This is a genomic window from Sphaerisporangium sp. NPDC088356 (assembly GCF_040685555.1).
Taxonomy (GTDB): Bacteria; Actinomycetota; Actinomycetes; order Streptosporangiales; family Streptosporangiaceae; genus Sphaerisporangium.
Window position 1 is genome coordinate 106,612 of the sequence record NZ_JBFBIK010000007.1, and the last position, 16,664, is coordinate 123,275.

Annotated in this window: 12 protein-coding genes; 6 read left to right on the forward strand and 6 right to left on the reverse strand. The window is 69.5% G+C overall.

The annotated features are described in order from the left end of the window. Positions 1-223 precede the first annotated feature (223 nt). Positions 224-1,450 (forward strand): cation:proton antiporter, encoded by a 1,227-nt coding sequence (locus AB0O34_RS05185; RefSeq protein ID WP_363912802.1) that lies wholly within the window; start codon positions 224-226, stop codon positions 1,448-1,450. Here the strand turns inward: AB0O34_RS05185 and AB0O34_RS05190 are convergent. The 3 genes from AB0O34_RS05190 to AB0O34_RS05200 all read right to left on the reverse strand — a co-directional run bounded on the left by AB0O34_RS05190 (position 1,410) and on the right by AB0O34_RS05200 (position 5,735). Further along, complete coding sequence (locus AB0O34_RS05190) at positions 1,410-4,115, reverse strand: PEP/pyruvate-binding domain-containing protein (RefSeq protein ID WP_363912804.1); 2,706 nt, start codon at positions 4,113-4,115, stop codon at positions 1,410-1,412. The genes AB0O34_RS05185 and AB0O34_RS05190 overlap by 41 nt on opposite strands. Before the next feature lie 137 nt (positions 4,116-4,252). Continuing rightward, a complete protein-coding gene (locus tag AB0O34_RS05195) occupies positions 4,253-4,957 on the reverse strand; it encodes an SDR family oxidoreductase (RefSeq protein WP_363912806.1) in 705 nt (234 codons plus the stop codon). Between the two features lie 121 nt (positions 4,958-5,078). Then, positions 5,079-5,735, reverse strand: coding sequence for a VC0807 family protein (locus tag AB0O34_RS05200; RefSeq protein WP_363912808.1), 657 nt, complete (start codon positions 5,733-5,735; stop codon positions 5,079-5,081). A gap of 278 nt (positions 5,736-6,013) precedes the next feature. Here AB0O34_RS05200 and AB0O34_RS05205 point away from each other — a divergent pair, with 278 nt between their 5' ends. Next, positions 6,014-6,352, forward strand: a complete 339-nt coding sequence (locus tag AB0O34_RS05205; RefSeq protein ID WP_363912810.1) for a luciferase family protein — start codon at positions 6,014-6,016, stop codon at positions 6,350-6,352. Between the two features lie 26 nt (positions 6,353-6,378). Here the strand turns inward: AB0O34_RS05205 and leuE are convergent, their stop codons facing one another. Next, a complete protein-coding gene (gene leuE / locus AB0O34_RS05210; RefSeq protein ID WP_363912812.1) occupies positions 6,379-7,038 on the reverse strand; it encodes a leucine efflux protein LeuE in 660 nt (219 codons plus the stop codon). A 620-nt stretch (positions 7,039-7,658) separates the two neighbouring features. On the opposite strand from leuE, the gene AB0O34_RS05215 reads away from it, so the two are divergent. From AB0O34_RS05215 to AB0O34_RS05230, 4 genes are all read left to right on the forward strand, one after another. Next, entirely contained in the window at positions 7,659-9,218 is a 1,560-nt protein-coding gene (locus AB0O34_RS05215; protein WP_363912814.1) for a cellulose binding domain-containing protein, read from the forward strand. 137 nt (positions 9,219-9,355) lie between these two features. Then, positions 9,356-10,699 (forward strand): cellulose binding domain-containing protein, encoded by a 1,344-nt coding sequence (locus AB0O34_RS05220; protein ID WP_363912816.1) that lies wholly within the window; start codon positions 9,356-9,358, stop codon positions 10,697-10,699. Then, positions 10,696-12,507 (forward strand): glycoside hydrolase family 18 protein, encoded by a 1,812-nt coding sequence (locus AB0O34_RS05225; protein WP_363912818.1) that lies wholly within the window; start codon positions 10,696-10,698, stop codon positions 12,505-12,507. Before AB0O34_RS05220 ends, AB0O34_RS05225 begins: the two co-directional genes overlap by 4 nt. Positions 12,508-12,640: 133 nt before the next feature. Beyond that, the gene (locus AB0O34_RS05230; RefSeq protein WP_363912820.1) at positions 12,641-13,885 is read left to right on the forward strand and encodes a hypothetical protein; all 1,245 of its coding nucleotides are present in this window, start codon (positions 12,641-12,643) and stop codon (positions 13,883-13,885) included. 543 nt (positions 13,886-14,428) lie between these two features. Here the strand turns inward: AB0O34_RS05230 and AB0O34_RS05235 are convergent. Further along, positions 14,429-15,100: a helix-turn-helix domain-containing protein gene (locus tag AB0O34_RS05235; protein WP_363912822.1), complete on the reverse strand. Its 672-nt coding sequence runs from the start codon at positions 15,098-15,100 to the stop codon at positions 14,429-14,431. Between the two features lie 9 nt (positions 15,101-15,109). Further along, complete coding sequence (locus AB0O34_RS05240) at positions 15,110-16,159, reverse strand: AI-2E family transporter (protein WP_363912824.1); 1,050 nt, start codon at positions 16,157-16,159, stop codon at positions 15,110-15,112. Positions 16,160-16,664: the final 505 nt, after the last annotated feature.

Here is a 16,664-nt window from a genome sequence, read left to right on the forward strand (position 1 = left end):
ACGCGCTCCCCGCGCATCGGGGAGCCGCGGCGATCCCGCACGGGTGCGATGAACCCGCGGATCGTCGGCGGCGGAGCCTTCCACAGGCCAGGCGCGACCCGCCACGGCGCGTTCTCGGGGGACCACGATCTCGAAGCCCTGACGACGACGACCCGCCGGAGGTTTCCGATGACCCACGAACACGTCCCCGCCCTGTCCGTCTTCACCCGCGAGGGGAGACACCATGGCACTGGCTGACGAGCTCGTCGCCCTCGGCGGATCCTTTCTGGCCGCGGGGATCGTCGCCCGGCTCGGAGCCAAGATCGGGCTGCCGACCATCCCGCTCTTCATGCTGGCGGGCATCATCTTCGGCCCGCACACCCCCGGGCTCGCCCTGGTCGACAACCCGGCCGACCTCAAGGTCGTCGCCGCGCTCGGGCTGATCTTCCTGCTCTTCTACCTGGGACTCGAGTTCTCGCTCGACGACATCGTCCAGGGCGGCGGGCGGCTCCTCGCGGCCGGCGGGATCTACTTGCTGCTGAACGTCGGCGGCGGCCTGGCGTTCGGGTTCGCGGTGGGCTGGGGAGGAAGGGAGGCGCTGATCCTGGCCGGGGTCATCGGCATCTCGTCGTCGGCGATCGTCACCAAGCTGCTCGTCGACCTGAAGCGCCTGGGCAATCCCGAGAGCCGCCTGATCCTCGGCATCATCGTCGTGGAGGACGTCTTCCTCGCCCTCTACCTCGCCCTGCTCCAGCCGGTGCTGGGCGGCGCGCACGACATCGGCGAGGCGGCGGTCGCGTTCGGCAAGGCCTTCGCGTTCCTCATCACGCTGACCGCCGTGGCCCGGTGGGGCGGCCGCGTGGTCGGCAAGCTGGTGGAGACCAAGGACGACGAGTTGCTCGTGGTGATGTTCACCGGCCTCGCCGTGCTCACGGCGGGACTCGCGGAGGAGTTCGGCGTCTCCGACGCCATCGGCGCCTTCATGATCGGTCTCATCCTCGCGACCACGAAGGCGGCCGGGCGGATCCGCACCCTGGTCCACCCGCTGCGCGACGCGTTCGCGGCGCTGTTCTTCTTCGCGTTCGGTCTGTCGATCGCCCCCGGCGACTTCGGGCCCGTCGTGATCCCCGTCGTCATCGCCGTGGTCCTGACGTTCGTGCTGAACATCGCCGCCGGGGCGATCGCGGCCCGCCTGCACTCCTACGACAGGCAGGCGGCGGTCAACATCGGGCTGACCGTGCTCTCGCGAGGGGAGTTCGCGCTGATCCTGGCCACGCTGGCGCTGGCCGCGGGGCTGGACGGCAGGCTGGCGCCCTTCATCGCGGGCTACGTGTTCGTGCTGGCCATCCTCGGCCCGCTGCTCGCGGGACGCTCCGGGCGGCTGGTCCGCCTGATCCCGGCCCCGCTGTTCCCCTCCCGGGGCGGCGAGGTCACGGCGAGCGATGGTCCTGGGACGGTTCATCGAGGGTGACGGCCCCGGTAGTGCCGTCCACCGTGATCGTCTGCCCGGTGGTGATCCGGGAGGTGGCGTGGGCGACGCCGACCACGGACGGGATGCCGTACTCGCGGGCCACCACCGCGCCGTGGGAGTTCGCGCCGCCCATCTCCATGACCAGGCCGCCCGCCGTCAGGAACAGCGGCGTCCAGCCGGGGTCGGTGGACGGCGCGACCAGGATCTCCCCGGGCTCCAGATGCGCTCCCACCGGGTCGAGCACGACCCGTGCCGTGCCGGTGACGGTGCCTGGGGAGGCGGGTGTGCCGGTGAGGGCGCCCTCCGTGGGCGGCGCCGCCCCCACGGCCTCGGGCTCGGTGCCGTCGGACAGCAGGACCCTGGGGACGTGCCCGCGCCGCAGCTCCCGCCCGTAGGCGGCGCGCCGGCGCTCGACGAGGGCGACGGGGGCGACGGGGGCGACGGGGGCAGGGTCGCCGCTCCCGCCGAGCGCCGCCCGGGCCTCGGCCAGGCTCAGCATGAAGACGTCGTCGGTGGCCTCCAGGAGCCCTCGTGCCACGAGCTCGTCGCCCACCGCCGATAGCTGCCCGCGCATCTCGGCCAGGGTGAGGATCACGAAGTACTTGGGCATCTCCCGGTAGCCCGCCAGCTCCCGGGTCCGCCGCAGGGCGAAGCGGACGATCGGCCGGCGCCATCCGCCGGCCCGGCGGGCCAGCTCGTCCGCCATGGCCTCCGCTTCGCGGGCCCCCTTCGCGAACTGTGTGTCCGGTGCCAGCGCAGGATCGTCCAGCCGGAGGTAGTTGGCGAGCACGCCGAGCACGTGGGAGGGGTCGTCCGACCACCGGGGCATGCCGAGGTCGATCTCCGCCACAGCGCGGTGGCCGTACCGGGCGAGGAACCCGGTGAGCTCCCGCTGGAGCACCGGCGGGAGAGGGCCCTCGGGCAGGGCCGTACCGCTCAGGGCGCGGGCGGAGGCCTCGTCGGCGCGGATGCGGGTGGCGGCGGCCCACAGGGCGAGGTCCATCTCGGTGGTCACGTTGTTGGGCAGGCCGCGTAGCACGGTCTGCAGCTCGCCCGGCCTCGTACGGCCGCGCAGGAGGCGCGCGGCGAGGCCGAGCATCAGGAAACCGGCCACCGGCCCCGGGATGACGTGGGGCAGCATGGGGAAGATCTGCGAGCCCAGCACGCGCTCGACGTGGTCGAGCCGCTGCGCGGCGGTCGCGTCCGAGGGCGGAGCGGGCCGCGCGCGCAGCTGGTCGCCGACCTGATCGATCCGCCGGTGCCAGGTCTCCGGCCGTACGAGCGCCTGCACGACCCTCACCGGTATGCGGTATCTCGTGGCGATACGCAGCACCCGGCGGACGGCGGGCAGGGGCGACCGGCGGTTGACGCTCAGCCGGGGGTCGTCGAACAGCCCGCGGATCACGACCGCCGACCGCGCCTCCATGATGTCGAGCACCCGGGGGAAGACGGCCCGGCCCACGCGGCTGCGCAGGATGCCGGTCATGTCCGCGAAGAGCCGCATGCCTGGCTCTGCCACGGGGGAGGGGCGGCCGGGTGGCACGCCGAACAGCGTGGTGATGGAGGAGGCCAGCGCCCGGAAGGCGGAGGAGCCCATCGGGGTGATCGGCCGGTGCAGGCCCTGGGCCAGGCTGAGGCAGATGTACACCCGGAGGCCTTCCTGGCCCTCGGGCAGGGGATACAGGGTGGTGATCGGCCGCGCCTGGGTCAGCCAGAGCGTGCCGGACCGGTCGATCGCCCACTCGGTGTCCTGCGGGGTGCCGTAGTGGGCCTCGACCCGCGCGCCCAGCCTGGCCAGCGCGATGATCTGCCGATCGGTGACGCACGCCTCCCGCGCGGCGTCCGCCAGCGGCTCGTCGTGCCTGACCTGCTCCGTGCCGCCGCCGGGGATCGGCAGGACGGTCACCAGCTTGTCGCCGAGGCGCCGCTCGGTGATCTCCATGGACGGGCTCACCACGAACTGGTCGGGGTTGACGGCGCCGGAGACCACGGCCTCGCCCAGCCCGGGAGCCGCGTCGATCACGATCTCGTGGCGGCGGCCGGTGACCGGGTTGGCGGTGAACATCACCCCGGCGACCTCGGCCCGCACCATCCGCTGGATGACGACGGCCAGGTGGACGGCGCCGTGGTCGACGCCGTTGGCGGCACGGTAGGCGACGGCGCGGTCGGTCCACAGCGAGGCCCAGCACCGGCGGACGGCGTCGAGCACCGCGTCCGGCCCGATCACGTTGAGGTAGGTGTCCTGCTGGCCCGCGAAGCTGGCGTCCGGGAGGTCCTCCGCGGTGGCGGACGACCGTACGGCCACGGGCCCCTCGGCGCTGCGCCGCACGGCTCGCTCGATGTCAGCGGGCACGGGAGCGGCGAGCACGAGATCGCGGGCGCGACCGGCGAGCTCGGCAAGGGCGGCGGTCGCGCCGGGGGCGGTGCGCGCGAGGGCGGCGAGCACGTCGTCGAGGCCCGCGTCTCCGGCGACGCGGCGGTACGCCTCCGTCGTCAGGCACACCCCTGGGGGGACGGGGAGCCCGGCGCGCGTGAGCACGCCCAGGTTGGCCGCCTTGCCCCCGACCAGGGGCAGCATCTCAGCCGTGATGTCCTGAAATTTCATGATGAGCGGGTCACCGGTGGGGTCGAGTCCGGCGTGGCGGTCCCGCTGGGATTCGAGCATGGCGCCCTCCCGTGGCGTCGCCGGGAGCCGATCCGACTCGGCGCGGCTTCCGCGTTCGATGTGAACACCACGATAACTCATCACATGATGAAATCAACAAGTGATGAATAAAGGGCGTCCGGGCCCTGCCGGAAGGCCTAGCTCATGGTGTTGCCGCCGTTGACGGCGAGGCGCTGGCCGGTGATGAACGCGGCGCCCGGGGACGCCAGGAACGCGACGGCCTCGGCGACGTCGGCGGGCACCCCCATGTGGCGGAGCGGCAGCGCCTCGCGGTAGCCGGTCACATCGGAGCCCTCGTGACGCTCCACCGGGATCCAGCCGGGCTCGACGGTGTTGACCGTGATGCCGAGCGGCCCCAGCTCGCGCGCCCAGGAACGGGTGAGCCCGTGCATGGCCGCCTTGGCCGACACGTAGTGCCCGAAGTCGGTGTTACCCAGGTCGGCCACCTCGCTGCCGATGTTGATGACGCGCCCTCCTCCGGCGGCCCGCAGGTCGGGCAGGACGGCGTGCAGGAGCAGCAGCGGCGCCTTCACGAAGAACCGGAGCTGGTCGAGATGGTCGTCCCAGGTCTGCTTCTCGATCGGCATCATCGGCTGGGGCCCGGTCGCGTTGTTGACCACGACGCTGATCGGACCGGCGCTCTCGCGGATCTCGGCGACGCCCCGCCGCACCGACTCCTCGTCGGTCACGTCGAAGCGCGAGACGTGGGCCGCGACGCCGATCCGCTCGGCCACGGCGGTCGCCCCGGCGGTGTCGTGGGCGTAGTTGACGACGACCTTCCAGCCGTCGGCCGCCAGCCGCTCGGCGATGACCGCGCCGAGCCCCCGAGACGCCCCGGTCACGAGTGCGCATCCCATATGTCTGTCCTCTCCCGCAGTAGAAACGCCCCCATCCTCGTGCATGTCACGCAGTCGGCTGGAATACGTCAGGGAAAGGCGCCGCCGGCCGTCGCGGCGAGGGCTCTTATCCGGCGGTGATGGCCAGGACCGGGGCGGGGGCGTCGGCGTGCAGGCGGTGCAGCACCCGGCGGAACGCGTAGATCGAGAACCCGACCGCCACGCCGCTGATGGCGGCGACCACCGAGGTGCGGACCAGCAGGTACGTGCCGATCGACTGGTGCAGCAGCAGCCAGATGCTGACCGTGGAGTTGGCCATCAGCACGAAAGCCCACAGCAGCGTGATCCGCGCGAAGAACCGCCTGACCCGCTCGTGCCGCAGTACGGTCGTCGGCAGATGGATGTAGTCGAGGGTGAGCTTCTGGACCAGCGGCCGGTTCAGCCGCACCGAGGCGAGGAAGGCCATGCTGATGCAGATGGTGCCGAGCTCGGGCTGGAGGAAGTAGACGACGGCGCTGCCCGTCCACCAGCCGAGCGCCGCCCGGGCGGTGATGGCGATCGCCGCCAGCACCATCGTGCCCGGCACCGGCTTCCGGCGGACCACCCGCCACAGCACTCCGGCGTACACCCACGTGACGGCGGCGATCAGTGCCCCGTCCAGGCCGAGCACCGCGAGGGCGCTGTAGAAGACCGCGAGCGGGGCCACGACGCCTTCGAGGAGTTTGGGCACGGCCTGCCTGAGCAGCGCGGTGATCCTCGGGAGCGTGAAGGGCGGGGCGCTCATGCTTCTCCCAGGGAGGAAGGCGGAAGACCGACGCTATGGCTTCCGCGACTACCCCGAGATCGGAACGACGAAACTCGCCTGAAACACCGGATTGCGGTCATTGGTTGCCCACCGTACCCAATGTCTGATTAAACAGTACATATGGCGAAAAAGATCGTTTAAATGGATCAACCACCCGAGCTGCGAATATGCCGCACCTTCCTGGACCGGTTGAACATCGGATAACGGTTCGGGAACAGAGGGTTTCCTCCGGGCGAGCGGCCCGCGAGCATGAAGTCATGGCAGTGCTCACACGCACGCATGCTCGGTCCGCTGGCTGCGTGGCCGATGTCGCCGTCCAGCTCACGCGCTGGCCCGACCTCGCCGTCAGTCGTACCCGCCGGGCCATAAAGTTCCGCACCCGGGGGCGTGAAATCATCCGCATGTCCGGCGACCACACCGCCGAACTGCTGCTCACCGCCCCCGTCATCGACCGGTGGGCCAGGGTGCTGGCCGACTCCCACCGTGTGACCCCCGGCCACAACTCCGGCTGGATCAGGGTCCAGATCGAGGACCGCGCCGGCGCCGAGATGTTCCTGTCCCTGGTGAGCGTGGCGCTGAAGGTCAACCAGGACTAGCGCGTCTCACGCGTTCCCGGAAAAGGTCAGCCGAGGCTGGTGGTGGCCAGTTTGGCGCCGAAGCCCAGGAAGACCGCGCCTACTCCCGAGGTGAGACCCGCCGAGAGCTTCCTCCGCCGGCGGAACTGGCTCGCCAGGTAGACGCCGCCGAAAATCAACGTAGAGAGATATATCGCGCTGAAGAGCTGACAGATGGCGCCGAGGATCAGGAACGACAGTGCCGGGGCGCCATAGTGCGGATCGACGAACTGCACGAAGAACGAGATGAAGAAAAGGATCGCCTTCGGGTTGAGCAGGCTGACCGTGAGGGCCTTCCTGAACGGGTCGGAGAGGTCCGCGGCGGCCTCGACCGGCTCCTCTGCCCCCTTCTCACCCTTCTCGCTCCGCCAGGACTTCCGCGCGGCCCGGATCATGCCGATCCCGATCCACGCGAGGTACCCCGCACCGGCGTACTTCACGACGTTGAACAGCAGCGGCGTGGACTGGAGCAGTGACGCGACCCCGGCCGCCGACAGCACCATCAGCACCGTGTCGCCGACGAAGACCCCGGTCGCCGCCCGGTAACCGGTACGCACGCCCCGCCGCGCCCCGACCGACAGGACGTACAGCGAATTCGGGCCGGGAAGAAGGATGATCAGGAACGCCCCGATCACGTACGCCCAGATATTCGTGATGCCGAAGAACATGCCGCCAAGCTCCATAGTCCGTGGGGATACATCACGTTATACCTGGACGAACCGCTTACCCCCCCTGGTCCCGGTGGAACTGCGGGAGACCTACCTCGCCGTCCCGCGAGGCGACCTCCCGCCCGCCCGCGCCGGCAGCCTCCTGCCGGCCCGCCGGCAGCGGGCCGATGCGCGGGGCTCTCGCGCGGCGCGGACCATACGTCTCCAGGCAGAGGGGTAGACCAGCGGGGCCGCCCTGTCAGGTGGTCTCTGCCTGCGGGAAAACCCGGGAGTTTGGGTCTTGTGGGCGCGCTGACGCGGGGCTACGATCGCGGCAACTCTTAGGAAACTTTCCTAAAAGAAATGACCAACGGAGTCGGCCGTGCCCCGCCCCCCTCCCGAGCTGATCAAGCCTTGAGCCGCGGAAACGCAATGGCGTGAGCCGCCCCGCTCGCCCTCGTCCTCCCGCCGTCCTGCCCCCCGGACGTGAACGCCCCGCCTTCCTCGAGCATGGTCGCGGCGGCGGCGTCAGCCGGTCGGCCTACGAGTTCACGTGCGTCTTCAAGGCCTTCACGGGCTGACCTCGCACCCCCCGCCGGTACGGCACGCGCCAGCCGTACCGGGCTCTAAGAGGAGCTTTAATGCGATTTATCCGTCTATGCGTCGCGGCTCTGGTCGCCGCGGCGGCCGTACTGGTCATGACGACCGGGTCCGCCTTCGCGGCCTCGGCGACCGCGACCTTCACCAAGCCCCAGGACTGGGGCAGCGGCTTCGAGGGCAAGTACACGGTCACCAACGGCACCTCCAGCGCGCTCAACGGCTGGACCGTCGCCTTCGACCTGCCCGCCGGCTACTCGGTCAGCACCTCGTGGGACGCGGTGATGACCAGGAGCGGCCAGCACTACACCTTCAGCAACCCGAGCTGGGCCCCGACCCTGGCCGCGGGGGCGAGCACCAGCTTCGGCTTCAACGGCAGCCCCGGCAACTTCGGCGCGCCGCTGAACTGCACGCTCAACGGCGCCTCCTGCTCGGGCGGCACCACCAACCCCGGCGCTCCGGGCGCACCGGGCACTCCCACCATCACCGGCACCGCCAACACGTCGATCTCCCTGTCCTGGGCGGCGTCGAGCGGCACCGTCACCGGTTACCGGGTGTACGAGGGGACGACGGTCAAGGCCACGGTCACCGGCACCTCCGCCACCATCGGCTCACTCGGCACCTGCACGACCCACACCTACGCCGTCAAGGCGTACAACTCGGTCGGGGAGTCGGCCGCCAACGGCTCGGTCACCGGCACGACCACCGGCTGCACCAACCCTCCGCCCAGCGGCGGCAAGGGCCAGCCGTACCTCTACATGGGCTGGGGCAACCCGCCCAGCGCGACGACCGTCATGAACGCCACCGGGATCAAGTCGTTCACGATGGCCTTCATCCTGTCGAGCGGCGGCTGCAACCCCGCGTGGGACGGTCAGCGTCCGCTCCAGGGCGGCGTCGACGCCACCACGATCTCCCAGATCAAGGCCGCCGGCGGCGACATCGTCCCGTCGTTCGGCGGGTGGAGCGGCAACAAGCTCGGCCCGAACTGCTCGACCCCGCAGGCACTGGCGGCCGCCTACCAGCAGGTCATCAGCGCCTACAACCTCAAGTCCATCGACATTGACATCGAGAACAGCGACGAGTTCGAGAACGAGGCTGTTCAGGACCGCATCCTCAACGCGCTGAAGATCGTCAAGCAGAACAACGCCGGTCTCAAGACGATCGTCACGTTCGGCACCAGCACGACCGGTCCGACGTACTACGGCACCCGCCTGATCAACCAGGCCGCGGCGCTCGGCGCGAACATCGACGTGTTCACGATCATGCCGTTCGACTTCGGCGGTGGCGCGAACATGTACCAGAACACGGTCAACGCCTCCGAGGGCCTGAAGAACGCGCTGAAGACCGCCTTCGGCTGGTCCGACGCCACCGCCTACTCCCACATGGGCATCTCGGGCATGAACGGCCTGTCCGACCAGCAGGAACTCACCACCCCGGCGATCTGGACCCAGATCCGCGACTGGGCCAAGTCCAAGGGCCTGGCCCGCCTCGCCTTCTGGTCGGTCAACCGCGACCGTCCCTGCCCGGGCGGCGGCGTGAACGAGTCCTGCAGCGGCACCAGCCAGAGCGACTGGCAGTTCACCTCCATCACAGCGGGCTTCTAGCCCCCGATGACCGTACGGTCCGCGCGGCTCCGTCCCCCCAAGGAGGTGCGCGGGCCGTACACCCATCCCCCCGCACCCCGGCCCGCCCCGGGGTGCGGGGGCTGTGACCTCGCCCCTCACCCTCGGGAGGTTGCGTCATGAGAACGCGCCCCGCTTCCTGGTCCCTCGCCGCCGCCACGGTGCTCCTCGCCGTCGCCGCCGCGCTCGCCGTCCCCGGGCCCGCGTACGCCGACACCGCCGTCTTCGCCAAGACGTCGAGCTGGGACGCCGGGTACAACGGCCAGTTCACGATCACCAACACGGGATCCGCGACGCTCAACGGCTGGACCGTCGCCTTCGACCTGCCGTCCGGAACCACGGCCGGGACCTACTGGGACGCGCTCATGACCCGGTCGGGTGACCACTACACGTTCAAGAACCGCGAGTACAACGGCACGCTCGCCCCCGGGGCGTCCACCACCTTCGGCTGGGTGGCGAGCGGCACGGGCGCGCCGGCCGGGTGCACGCTCAACGGCGCCTCCTGCTCCGGCGGAACGGGCCCCACACCCACCCCCACACCGACGCCGACCCCCACCCCGACCACGACGCCTCCGCCGGGCAGCCCCGGATCGCTGTTCCACGCGCCGTACGTCGACATGGGCGCCTGGCCGACCCCCAGCATCCCCGCGATGAAGTCGGCGTCCGGGCTGAAGAACTTCACCCTGGCCTTCATCACCGCCTCCGCCTGCAAGGCGATGTGGTTCAACGCCTACGACCCCCGCCAGGGCTGGGCCAAGGACCAGATCGACGCCATCCGCGCGGGCGGCGGCGATGTGAAGATCTCCTTCGGCGGCGCGAGCGGCATCGAGCTGGCGCAGGCGTGCTCCGACGTGAACGCGCTGTTCAACGAGTACGACGCGGTCGTCAAGGCGTACGCGCTGAAGTACGTCGACCTGGACATCGAGGGCGCGGCCTCGGCCGACCCGGTGTCGGTGAACCGCAGGTCGCAGGCGCTCGCGCGCCTCCAGCAGGCCAACCCGGGCCTCAAGATCTCGCTCACCCTGCCCGTCCTGCCCGAGGGGCTCACCGCCGACGGCCTGAACGTCGTGAAGTCCGCGCGCGACGCCGGAGTGGCCCTGGACGTCGTCAACGTCATGGCGATGGACTACTACCGCTCCGCCGACTACGGCGACGCGGCGGTCCAGGCGGCGCAGAGCACCTTCACCCAGCTCAAGTCCCTCTACCCCGGCAGGACCGACGCCCAGGTCTGGCGCATGGTCGGCGTCACCCCGATGGTCGGCCAGAACGACGACGGCCGCGTCTACGACCAGGCCGACGCCCGGCAGCTCGTGACGTTCGCCAAGGGCAAGCACCTGGGCGAGCTGGCCTTCTGGGAGATGACCCGCGACCGCAACGCCTGCACCGGAGCCCTCTACATGTGCACGAACATCGCCCAGTCGCCGTACGACTTCTCCAAGATCTTCGCGGGGTACAACGGATGACCTCTCTCAAAGCCCTTTCCCATCTCAAAGCGGTCGCCGTCATGGCCGTGCTCGCTCTCGGGATCGCGGTGGTGCCCGCCACGGCGGCGCTGGCGGCCAACATCGCCGCCAACCCCGGCTTCGAGAGCGGGCTCAGCGGCTGGACCTGCGCGTCAACCGCGAGGACCGTGACCAGCCCGGTCCACGGGGGCACCTCCGCGCTGGAGGCCACCCCGGCGGGCAGCGACTACGCCCGCTGCTCCCAGACGGTCAAGGTCAAGCCGTCGTCGTCGTACTCCCTGTCGGCGTGGGTCAGGGGAAGCTATGTCTTCCTCGGCGCGCTCGGCACCGGCACCACCGACGTCAGCACCTGGGGCACCCCCGGCTCGGCGTACGCCCAGCTCACCACGTCGTTCACCACCGGCCCGGCCACGACCTCGGTCACCGTCTACGTCAACGGCTGGTACGGCACGGGGGCCTACAACGCCGACGACATCGTGCTGGACGGGCCGGCCGGTGACGGCGGCGGCACCCAGATCCCGGCCGTGCCGGCCGGGCTCGCGGTCACCGGCACCACGTCCTCCAGCGTCTCGCTGAGCTGGTCGGCGTCCACGGGCGCGACCGCCTACAACGTCTACAGGGACGGGACGAAGGTCGGCACGCCCACCGGGACGACCTACACCGCCTCGGGGCTCACCTCCGGAACGGCCTACCGGTTCGCGGTGAGCGCCTCGAACACGGCGGGGGAGTCGGCGAGATCGGCGGAGGTGACCGGCACGCCGACGAACATGCCGCCGCCGCCGAACACTCTGCCGAAGCGGGTGCTGGTGGGGTACCTCCACGCCTCGTTCGCCAACGGTTCCGGATATATCAGGATGAGCGAGGTACCGAACGCCTGGGACGTCATCGACCTGGCCTTCGGCGAGCCCACCTCCGTGACCTCGGGCGACATCCGCTTCAACCGGTGCCCGTCCGGCGAGTGCCCGAACGTCGAGAGCGACGCCGACTTCACCGCCGCCATCCGCGCCAAGCAGGCGGCCGGCAAGAAGGTGCTCATCTCGATCGGCGGCCAGAACGGCCAGGTGCAGCTCACCACCACCACCGCCCGTGACAAGTTCGTCAGCTCGGTCGGCGCGATCATCGACAAGTACGGCCTCGACGGGCTCGACATCGACTTCGAGGGCCACTCCCTGTCGCTCAACGCGGGGGACACCGACTTCAGAAACCCGACCACACCGGTCGTGGTGAACCTGATCTCGGCCCTGAGGACACTCAAGGCCAAGTACGGCACGAAGTTCGTGCTGACCATGGCTCCGGAGACCTTCTTCGTCCAGCTCGGCTACCAGTTCTACGGCACGGGGACGGGCGGGGCCGACCCGCGCTCGGGCGCGTACCTGCCGGTGATCCACGCCCTGCGCAACGACCTGACCCTGCTGCACGTGCAGGACTACAACTCCGGTCCGATCATGGGGCTGGACAACCAGTACCACACCATGGGCGTGGCGGACTTCCACGTCGCCATGACCGACATGCTGCTCAGCGGCTTCCCCGTCCAGGGGAACGCCGCCAACGTCTTTCCCGCGCTGCGCCCCGACCAGGTCGCCATCGGCCTGCCGGCCGCGCCGTACGCGGGGAACGGCTTCACCACGGTGGCGGAGGTCCAGAAGGCCTTCGACTGCCTGGCGAAGGGGACCAACTGCGGTTCCTACCGGCCGCGCGGGGTCTACCCGAGCCTGCGCGGCCTCATGACGTGGTCGATCAACTGGGACAAGTACAACGGCTCGGAGTTCTCCCTCAACCACCGCGCCTATCTCAACGCCCTCCCATGATGCACACTGACCATGCCATCGTCACCTATTGGAGTCAAAACACTTCTTTGTGTGAACAATTCTGGATAGATGGTGGCAATTTTCGTTCCCGAGTGGTCGGTTTGGCCTGTCGTCCGGCAGGCTAGTGAGCGTCATGGACTACGCAATTCTCACGGGGTTCGTCCTCGTAACAGGTGTCGTGCTCGCGGTCGTCGCACAGTGGAAGGGCTGGAAGCCGTCTCTCGCCGTCGCTCTCGCGATCGGCATCGGCTTCCGCGTCCTGATCATGATCCTGTCGGCGACCGACACCTGGCAACCGGTCGACTTCGTGAAAAGCTTCAAACCGGCGGGCGAGGCCATCCTCGCCCACCGCGATCCGGTGCTGGAGAGCGAGGGCGGCTGGCACTTCCTCCCGGCGATCCCCTACGTCTACGGGTTACTCCTGTGGATGCACATCCCGTGGGAAGTCGCCGGCCGCCTCGTCACCGTGGTCTCCGACATCATCCTGATCCCTCTCGTCGGCAAGCTGGCCGGCGGCAGGGACGCCGGCCTCCGCGCCTTCCAGTACGCCTGCAACCCGCTCGCGCTGCTGGTCGCGTCGGTGCACGGCCAGGTCGAGCCGGTCTCGCTGGTCTTCGGCGTGGCCGCCTTCATCGTGGCGAGGAACGCCAGGACCTCGCGGCCGGTCCGCAACGCGATCGTCGCCGGCCTGCTGATGGGCCTCGCGCTCTGCGCCAAGAGCTGGCCGATCTGGCTGGTTCCCGGCATGCTGCTGTTCCTGCCCGACCTGCGGTCCCGTGCGTACGCGTTCTTCGCTACCGGGGTCGCGCCCATCTTCTTCCTCGTCACCCTGCCCATCGGCGCCGGTACGTCCCTGGCCCAGCTGCCCACGGTCATCAAGACCATCGGTGATGTGCGCCCGATCATCGGCGAGTGGGGATGGACGGCGCTCTGGGTGGGCGGCGACTGGACCCTGGACGCCGACCTCGCCCGCTACGGCCAGTGGATGATCTACGGCACCCTGCTCGTCGTCGGGTTCCTGTGGCGGAAGGCCGATCCGATCGACCTGACCACGGCCCTGCTCCTGGCGTTCATGGTGGTGACCCCGCGCCTTGGAGCGCAGTACCTCATGTGGTTCATGCCGTTCCTCGTGGCGAGGCCGACGCGGTTCGCCTGGCCCGCCATCATCGGCGCCTCCACCTGGGCGGCCGTCGGGTATCTCTACCTGACGCAGTTCGACAACGAGAAGTGGTGGTACCTGCACGAGCCGTGGGCGATGAGCTCCGCGATCCTGCTTCCCGTCCTGGTGGCCGCCATGCCGTGGGGCATCCGCCGCACCGGGCGCTCGCCCGTCGTCCCCACGGAGCTTCCCCGCGCGCCGGTCGTCGCCTCGGCCTGACCCTGCCGGGCCGCGCTCGTACGGCCGAGGTTGGCGAGGCGGTTGACTAGTACCAAGCGCTTGCTCCAGGGAGTGCCGACCTTCGCGGAGCTGGTGGAGGCGCGTGCCGATGAGGAGCACGCGAGGACATGGACCTCGCCGTCCACGACCCGGAGACCGGCCTCGAATGCCCGCGCGCCGTCTTCGACGAGGCACGAAAGCTGGTCAACGCCCACGAGGCCATCGGAGAGATCGTCCGGCGGGGCGCGACCTTCGAGGGGTACTACAACAATCCCGACGCCGACGCCAGGCGCCTGCGCGACGGCTGGTACTGGAGCGGCGACCTCGGCTACCGCGACCAGGACGGATACTTCTACTTCGCCGGGCGCGACGCGGACTGGCTGCGCGTCGACGGCGAGAACTTCGCCGCCGCGCCCGTCGAGCGCATCCTCGCCAGGCACACCCCGGTGCGCTACGTGCCGATGGCCGCAACCGACCGTGCCGAGCTGAGGAAACGCTTCAGCGAGGGGGCGGGAGCACTTCCTGCTGTGATCTCGCTCGTGGTCAGGCGGTCTGGCCGGCCAGCAATCGGCCGAGCGGGACTCCGGCCAGGCGCCGCACGTCGTTCGCCATGTGCGCCTGGTCGCTGTACCCGCTCCCGGCTGCCACGTCGGCCAGCCGTGCCCCCGCTCTGGCCAGCGCGAGCGCCGTCTGGAATCGCACGATGCGCTGGAGGACCTTCGGCCCGTACCCGAACGCGCGCACGCACCGCCTGTTCAGCTGCCGCTCGCTGAGACCGAGATCCCATGCCACCTGGGCGACGGTCGAGCCGTGGCGGAGCGCTCGCGTGACGGTGGGAGCGGACTCCTCCGGCACCGGCGTCTCACGGAGCCGTACGGCCACCGCGCGCTGAAGGTCATCCGGCCCGCGGAGCTCGAACGCGGGGAGGTCGGCCAGCGGCACCCGCTGGTCCCTGAGCACCTCGGCGGGCACGCCGAACACCTCGCCCACGGCCCCCGGGCGAAAGCGGATGCCGGTGAACCGCTCGCCCGGCTCCAGCGTCGCCAGGAAATGACCCGTGTCCGGGCCCGCGACGTGCGGCCCGTCCGGACCCCAGATGAGGTCGACGCAGCCATCGGGAACGACTCGCTGGACGAGAGGGGCCGCGGCCTCCTGAACCCACAGGCAGGCCACCCGGTCGGCCAGTGAGGGGTCGGGCGCGGACTCCACGTACATACGTGCAGCTTACGAGCGTGGCTGGTCCTTCGGTATCTCGCCCGAGACGAGCGCGGCCGACCACTTGGCGCTCGGGTCGCTGTCGATCAGCAGGGCCCGGGTGAGCAGCGTGAGCGGGATGGCGAGGAGCGCCCCGATCGGCCCGAGCACCGTGGCCCAGATGATCAGCGACAGGAAGGTCACGGTCGTCGTCAGCCCTACCGCGTCGCCGAGGAACTTCGGCTGGATGAACGACTGGACCACGATGTTGATCACCATGTAGGCGACGATGGTGAGGATCATGGTCCGGATGCCCCCGGTGAGCAGTCCGAGCAGGGCGGGGGGCACCAGCCCGATGACGAAGCCGATGTTCGGGATGTAGTTCGTGATCAGCGCCAGCACCCCCCACAGGAGGGGGAGCGGCACGTGCAGCACGTACAGCGCGACGACGTCCAGAGCGGCGCAGATCAGGCCGAAGATCGTGGAGACGAGAAGGTAGCGGCGGGTCTTATGGGCGAACGTCGTGAGCGCGTTGGTGATGGCCGGTCGCTCTGCCGACGCGGCCGACATGACGCGGGAGATGAGCGGCGCGTCCAGGCTCATCGCCAGCAGGAGGATGACGATCAGGAGCAGGCTGGAGACCACGCCGAGCACGCTTGCCAGCAGTCCCTGGGCGAACTCGAAGATCTTCGCGGGGTCGAACGACTGGAGGGCCTTGTTCACCTGCGGCGCGATGCCGTGCTGCGCCGCCCACTTCTGCGCGTCGGCCACGAGCTTGTTGAACTGGTTCGAGTAGGTGGGGAGCAGCACGGCCATCTGCACGACCGCGGTGGTGAGGATGGCGACCATGCCGAGCAGGACGACGATGACGGCCGCGAACGGGACCGCGACGACCGTCCAGCCCGGCGCGTGCTTGCGCGTGAGCCAGTCCCTGATCGGGGACACCGCGATGGTGAGGACCAGGGCGAGCACGACTGGCCCGACGATGGTGTCGATGGCCTTGATGCCGGCGAGGGCGATGACGGCCCCCGCGACGACGAGCAGCATGATCAGCGCCCGGGGTACCGTTCGATCGCTCACGGCCTGCCTCAATCCGGTCGGGGAATCATCTGTTTCTACCGCTTGTTGTACTGGTGTTGGCGCGAGGCCCGAAAGCTTCTACTCGATCATTGCTCGTTATGGATCGAGAGCTGGCCGGAGACTGCTAATCTTTTGTCGTCGGCATCGCCCGGCCAACATCCCCGCTCTCCACTTCTGGTGGATGCGGCGTGGGCGCTGGTCGGTGGTGGTGTCGATACTCCTCTAAAAGATCTACCCAGCGTCGTTTGCGTCGCCAGGTCGGATCGGGTAAGTTAGAGGGGTTGCCCTGGAGACGGGGTGGTCTGAATCCTAGCGGGTTCGAGTGGCTGGAAGTCAAGTGTCGGCAAAGACGCGATTTGCTCCCGGTCAAGCGGCCTTATAGGATGAAGACATAACGAGATGGAAGCCCCGGAGCTTGGACCTTTGAACGGGTCGGGTGATGGTGTACGCGTCCGTTTCTTGAGAACTCAACAGTGTGTTAAAAGCCAGTGCATGAATATGCATA

What these genes read in the sequence shown, in the direction of transcription:
- AB0O34_RS05225 (WP_363912818.1), top strand. Translation starts at nt 10,696, where the DNA reads ATGACCTCTCTCAAAGCCCTTTCCCATCTCAAAGCGGTCGCCGTCATG.
- AB0O34_RS05185 (WP_363912802.1), top strand. Translation starts at nt 224, where the DNA reads ATGGCACTGGCTGACGAGCTCGTCGCCCTCGGCGGATCCTTTCTGGCC.
- AB0O34_RS05235 (WP_363912822.1), bottom strand. Translation starts at nt 15,100, where the DNA reads ATGTACGTGGAGTCCGCGCCCGACCCCTCACTGGCCGACCGGGTGGCC.
- AB0O34_RS05190 (WP_363912804.1), bottom strand. Translation starts at nt 4,115, where the DNA reads ATGCTCGAATCCCAGCGGGACCGCCACGCCGGACTCGACCCCACCGGT.
- AB0O34_RS05215 (WP_363912814.1), top strand. Translation starts at nt 7,659, where the DNA reads ATGCGATTTATCCGTCTATGCGTCGCGGCTCTGGTCGCCGCGGCGGCC.
- AB0O34_RS05205 (WP_363912810.1), top strand. Translation starts at nt 6,014, where the DNA reads ATGGCAGTGCTCACACGCACGCATGCTCGGTCCGCTGGCTGCGTGGCC.
- AB0O34_RS05200 (WP_363912808.1), bottom strand. Translation starts at nt 5,735, where the DNA reads ATGAGCGCCCCGCCCTTCACGCTCCCGAGGATCACCGCGCTGCTCAGG.
- AB0O34_RS05230 (WP_363912820.1), top strand. Translation starts at nt 12,641, where the DNA reads ATGGACTACGCAATTCTCACGGGGTTCGTCCTCGTAACAGGTGTCGTG.
- leuE (WP_363912812.1), bottom strand. Translation starts at nt 7,038, where the DNA reads ATGTTCTTCGGCATCACGAATATCTGGGCGTACGTGATCGGGGCGTTC.
- AB0O34_RS05220 (WP_363912816.1), top strand. Translation starts at nt 9,356, where the DNA reads ATGAGAACGCGCCCCGCTTCCTGGTCCCTCGCCGCCGCCACGGTGCTC.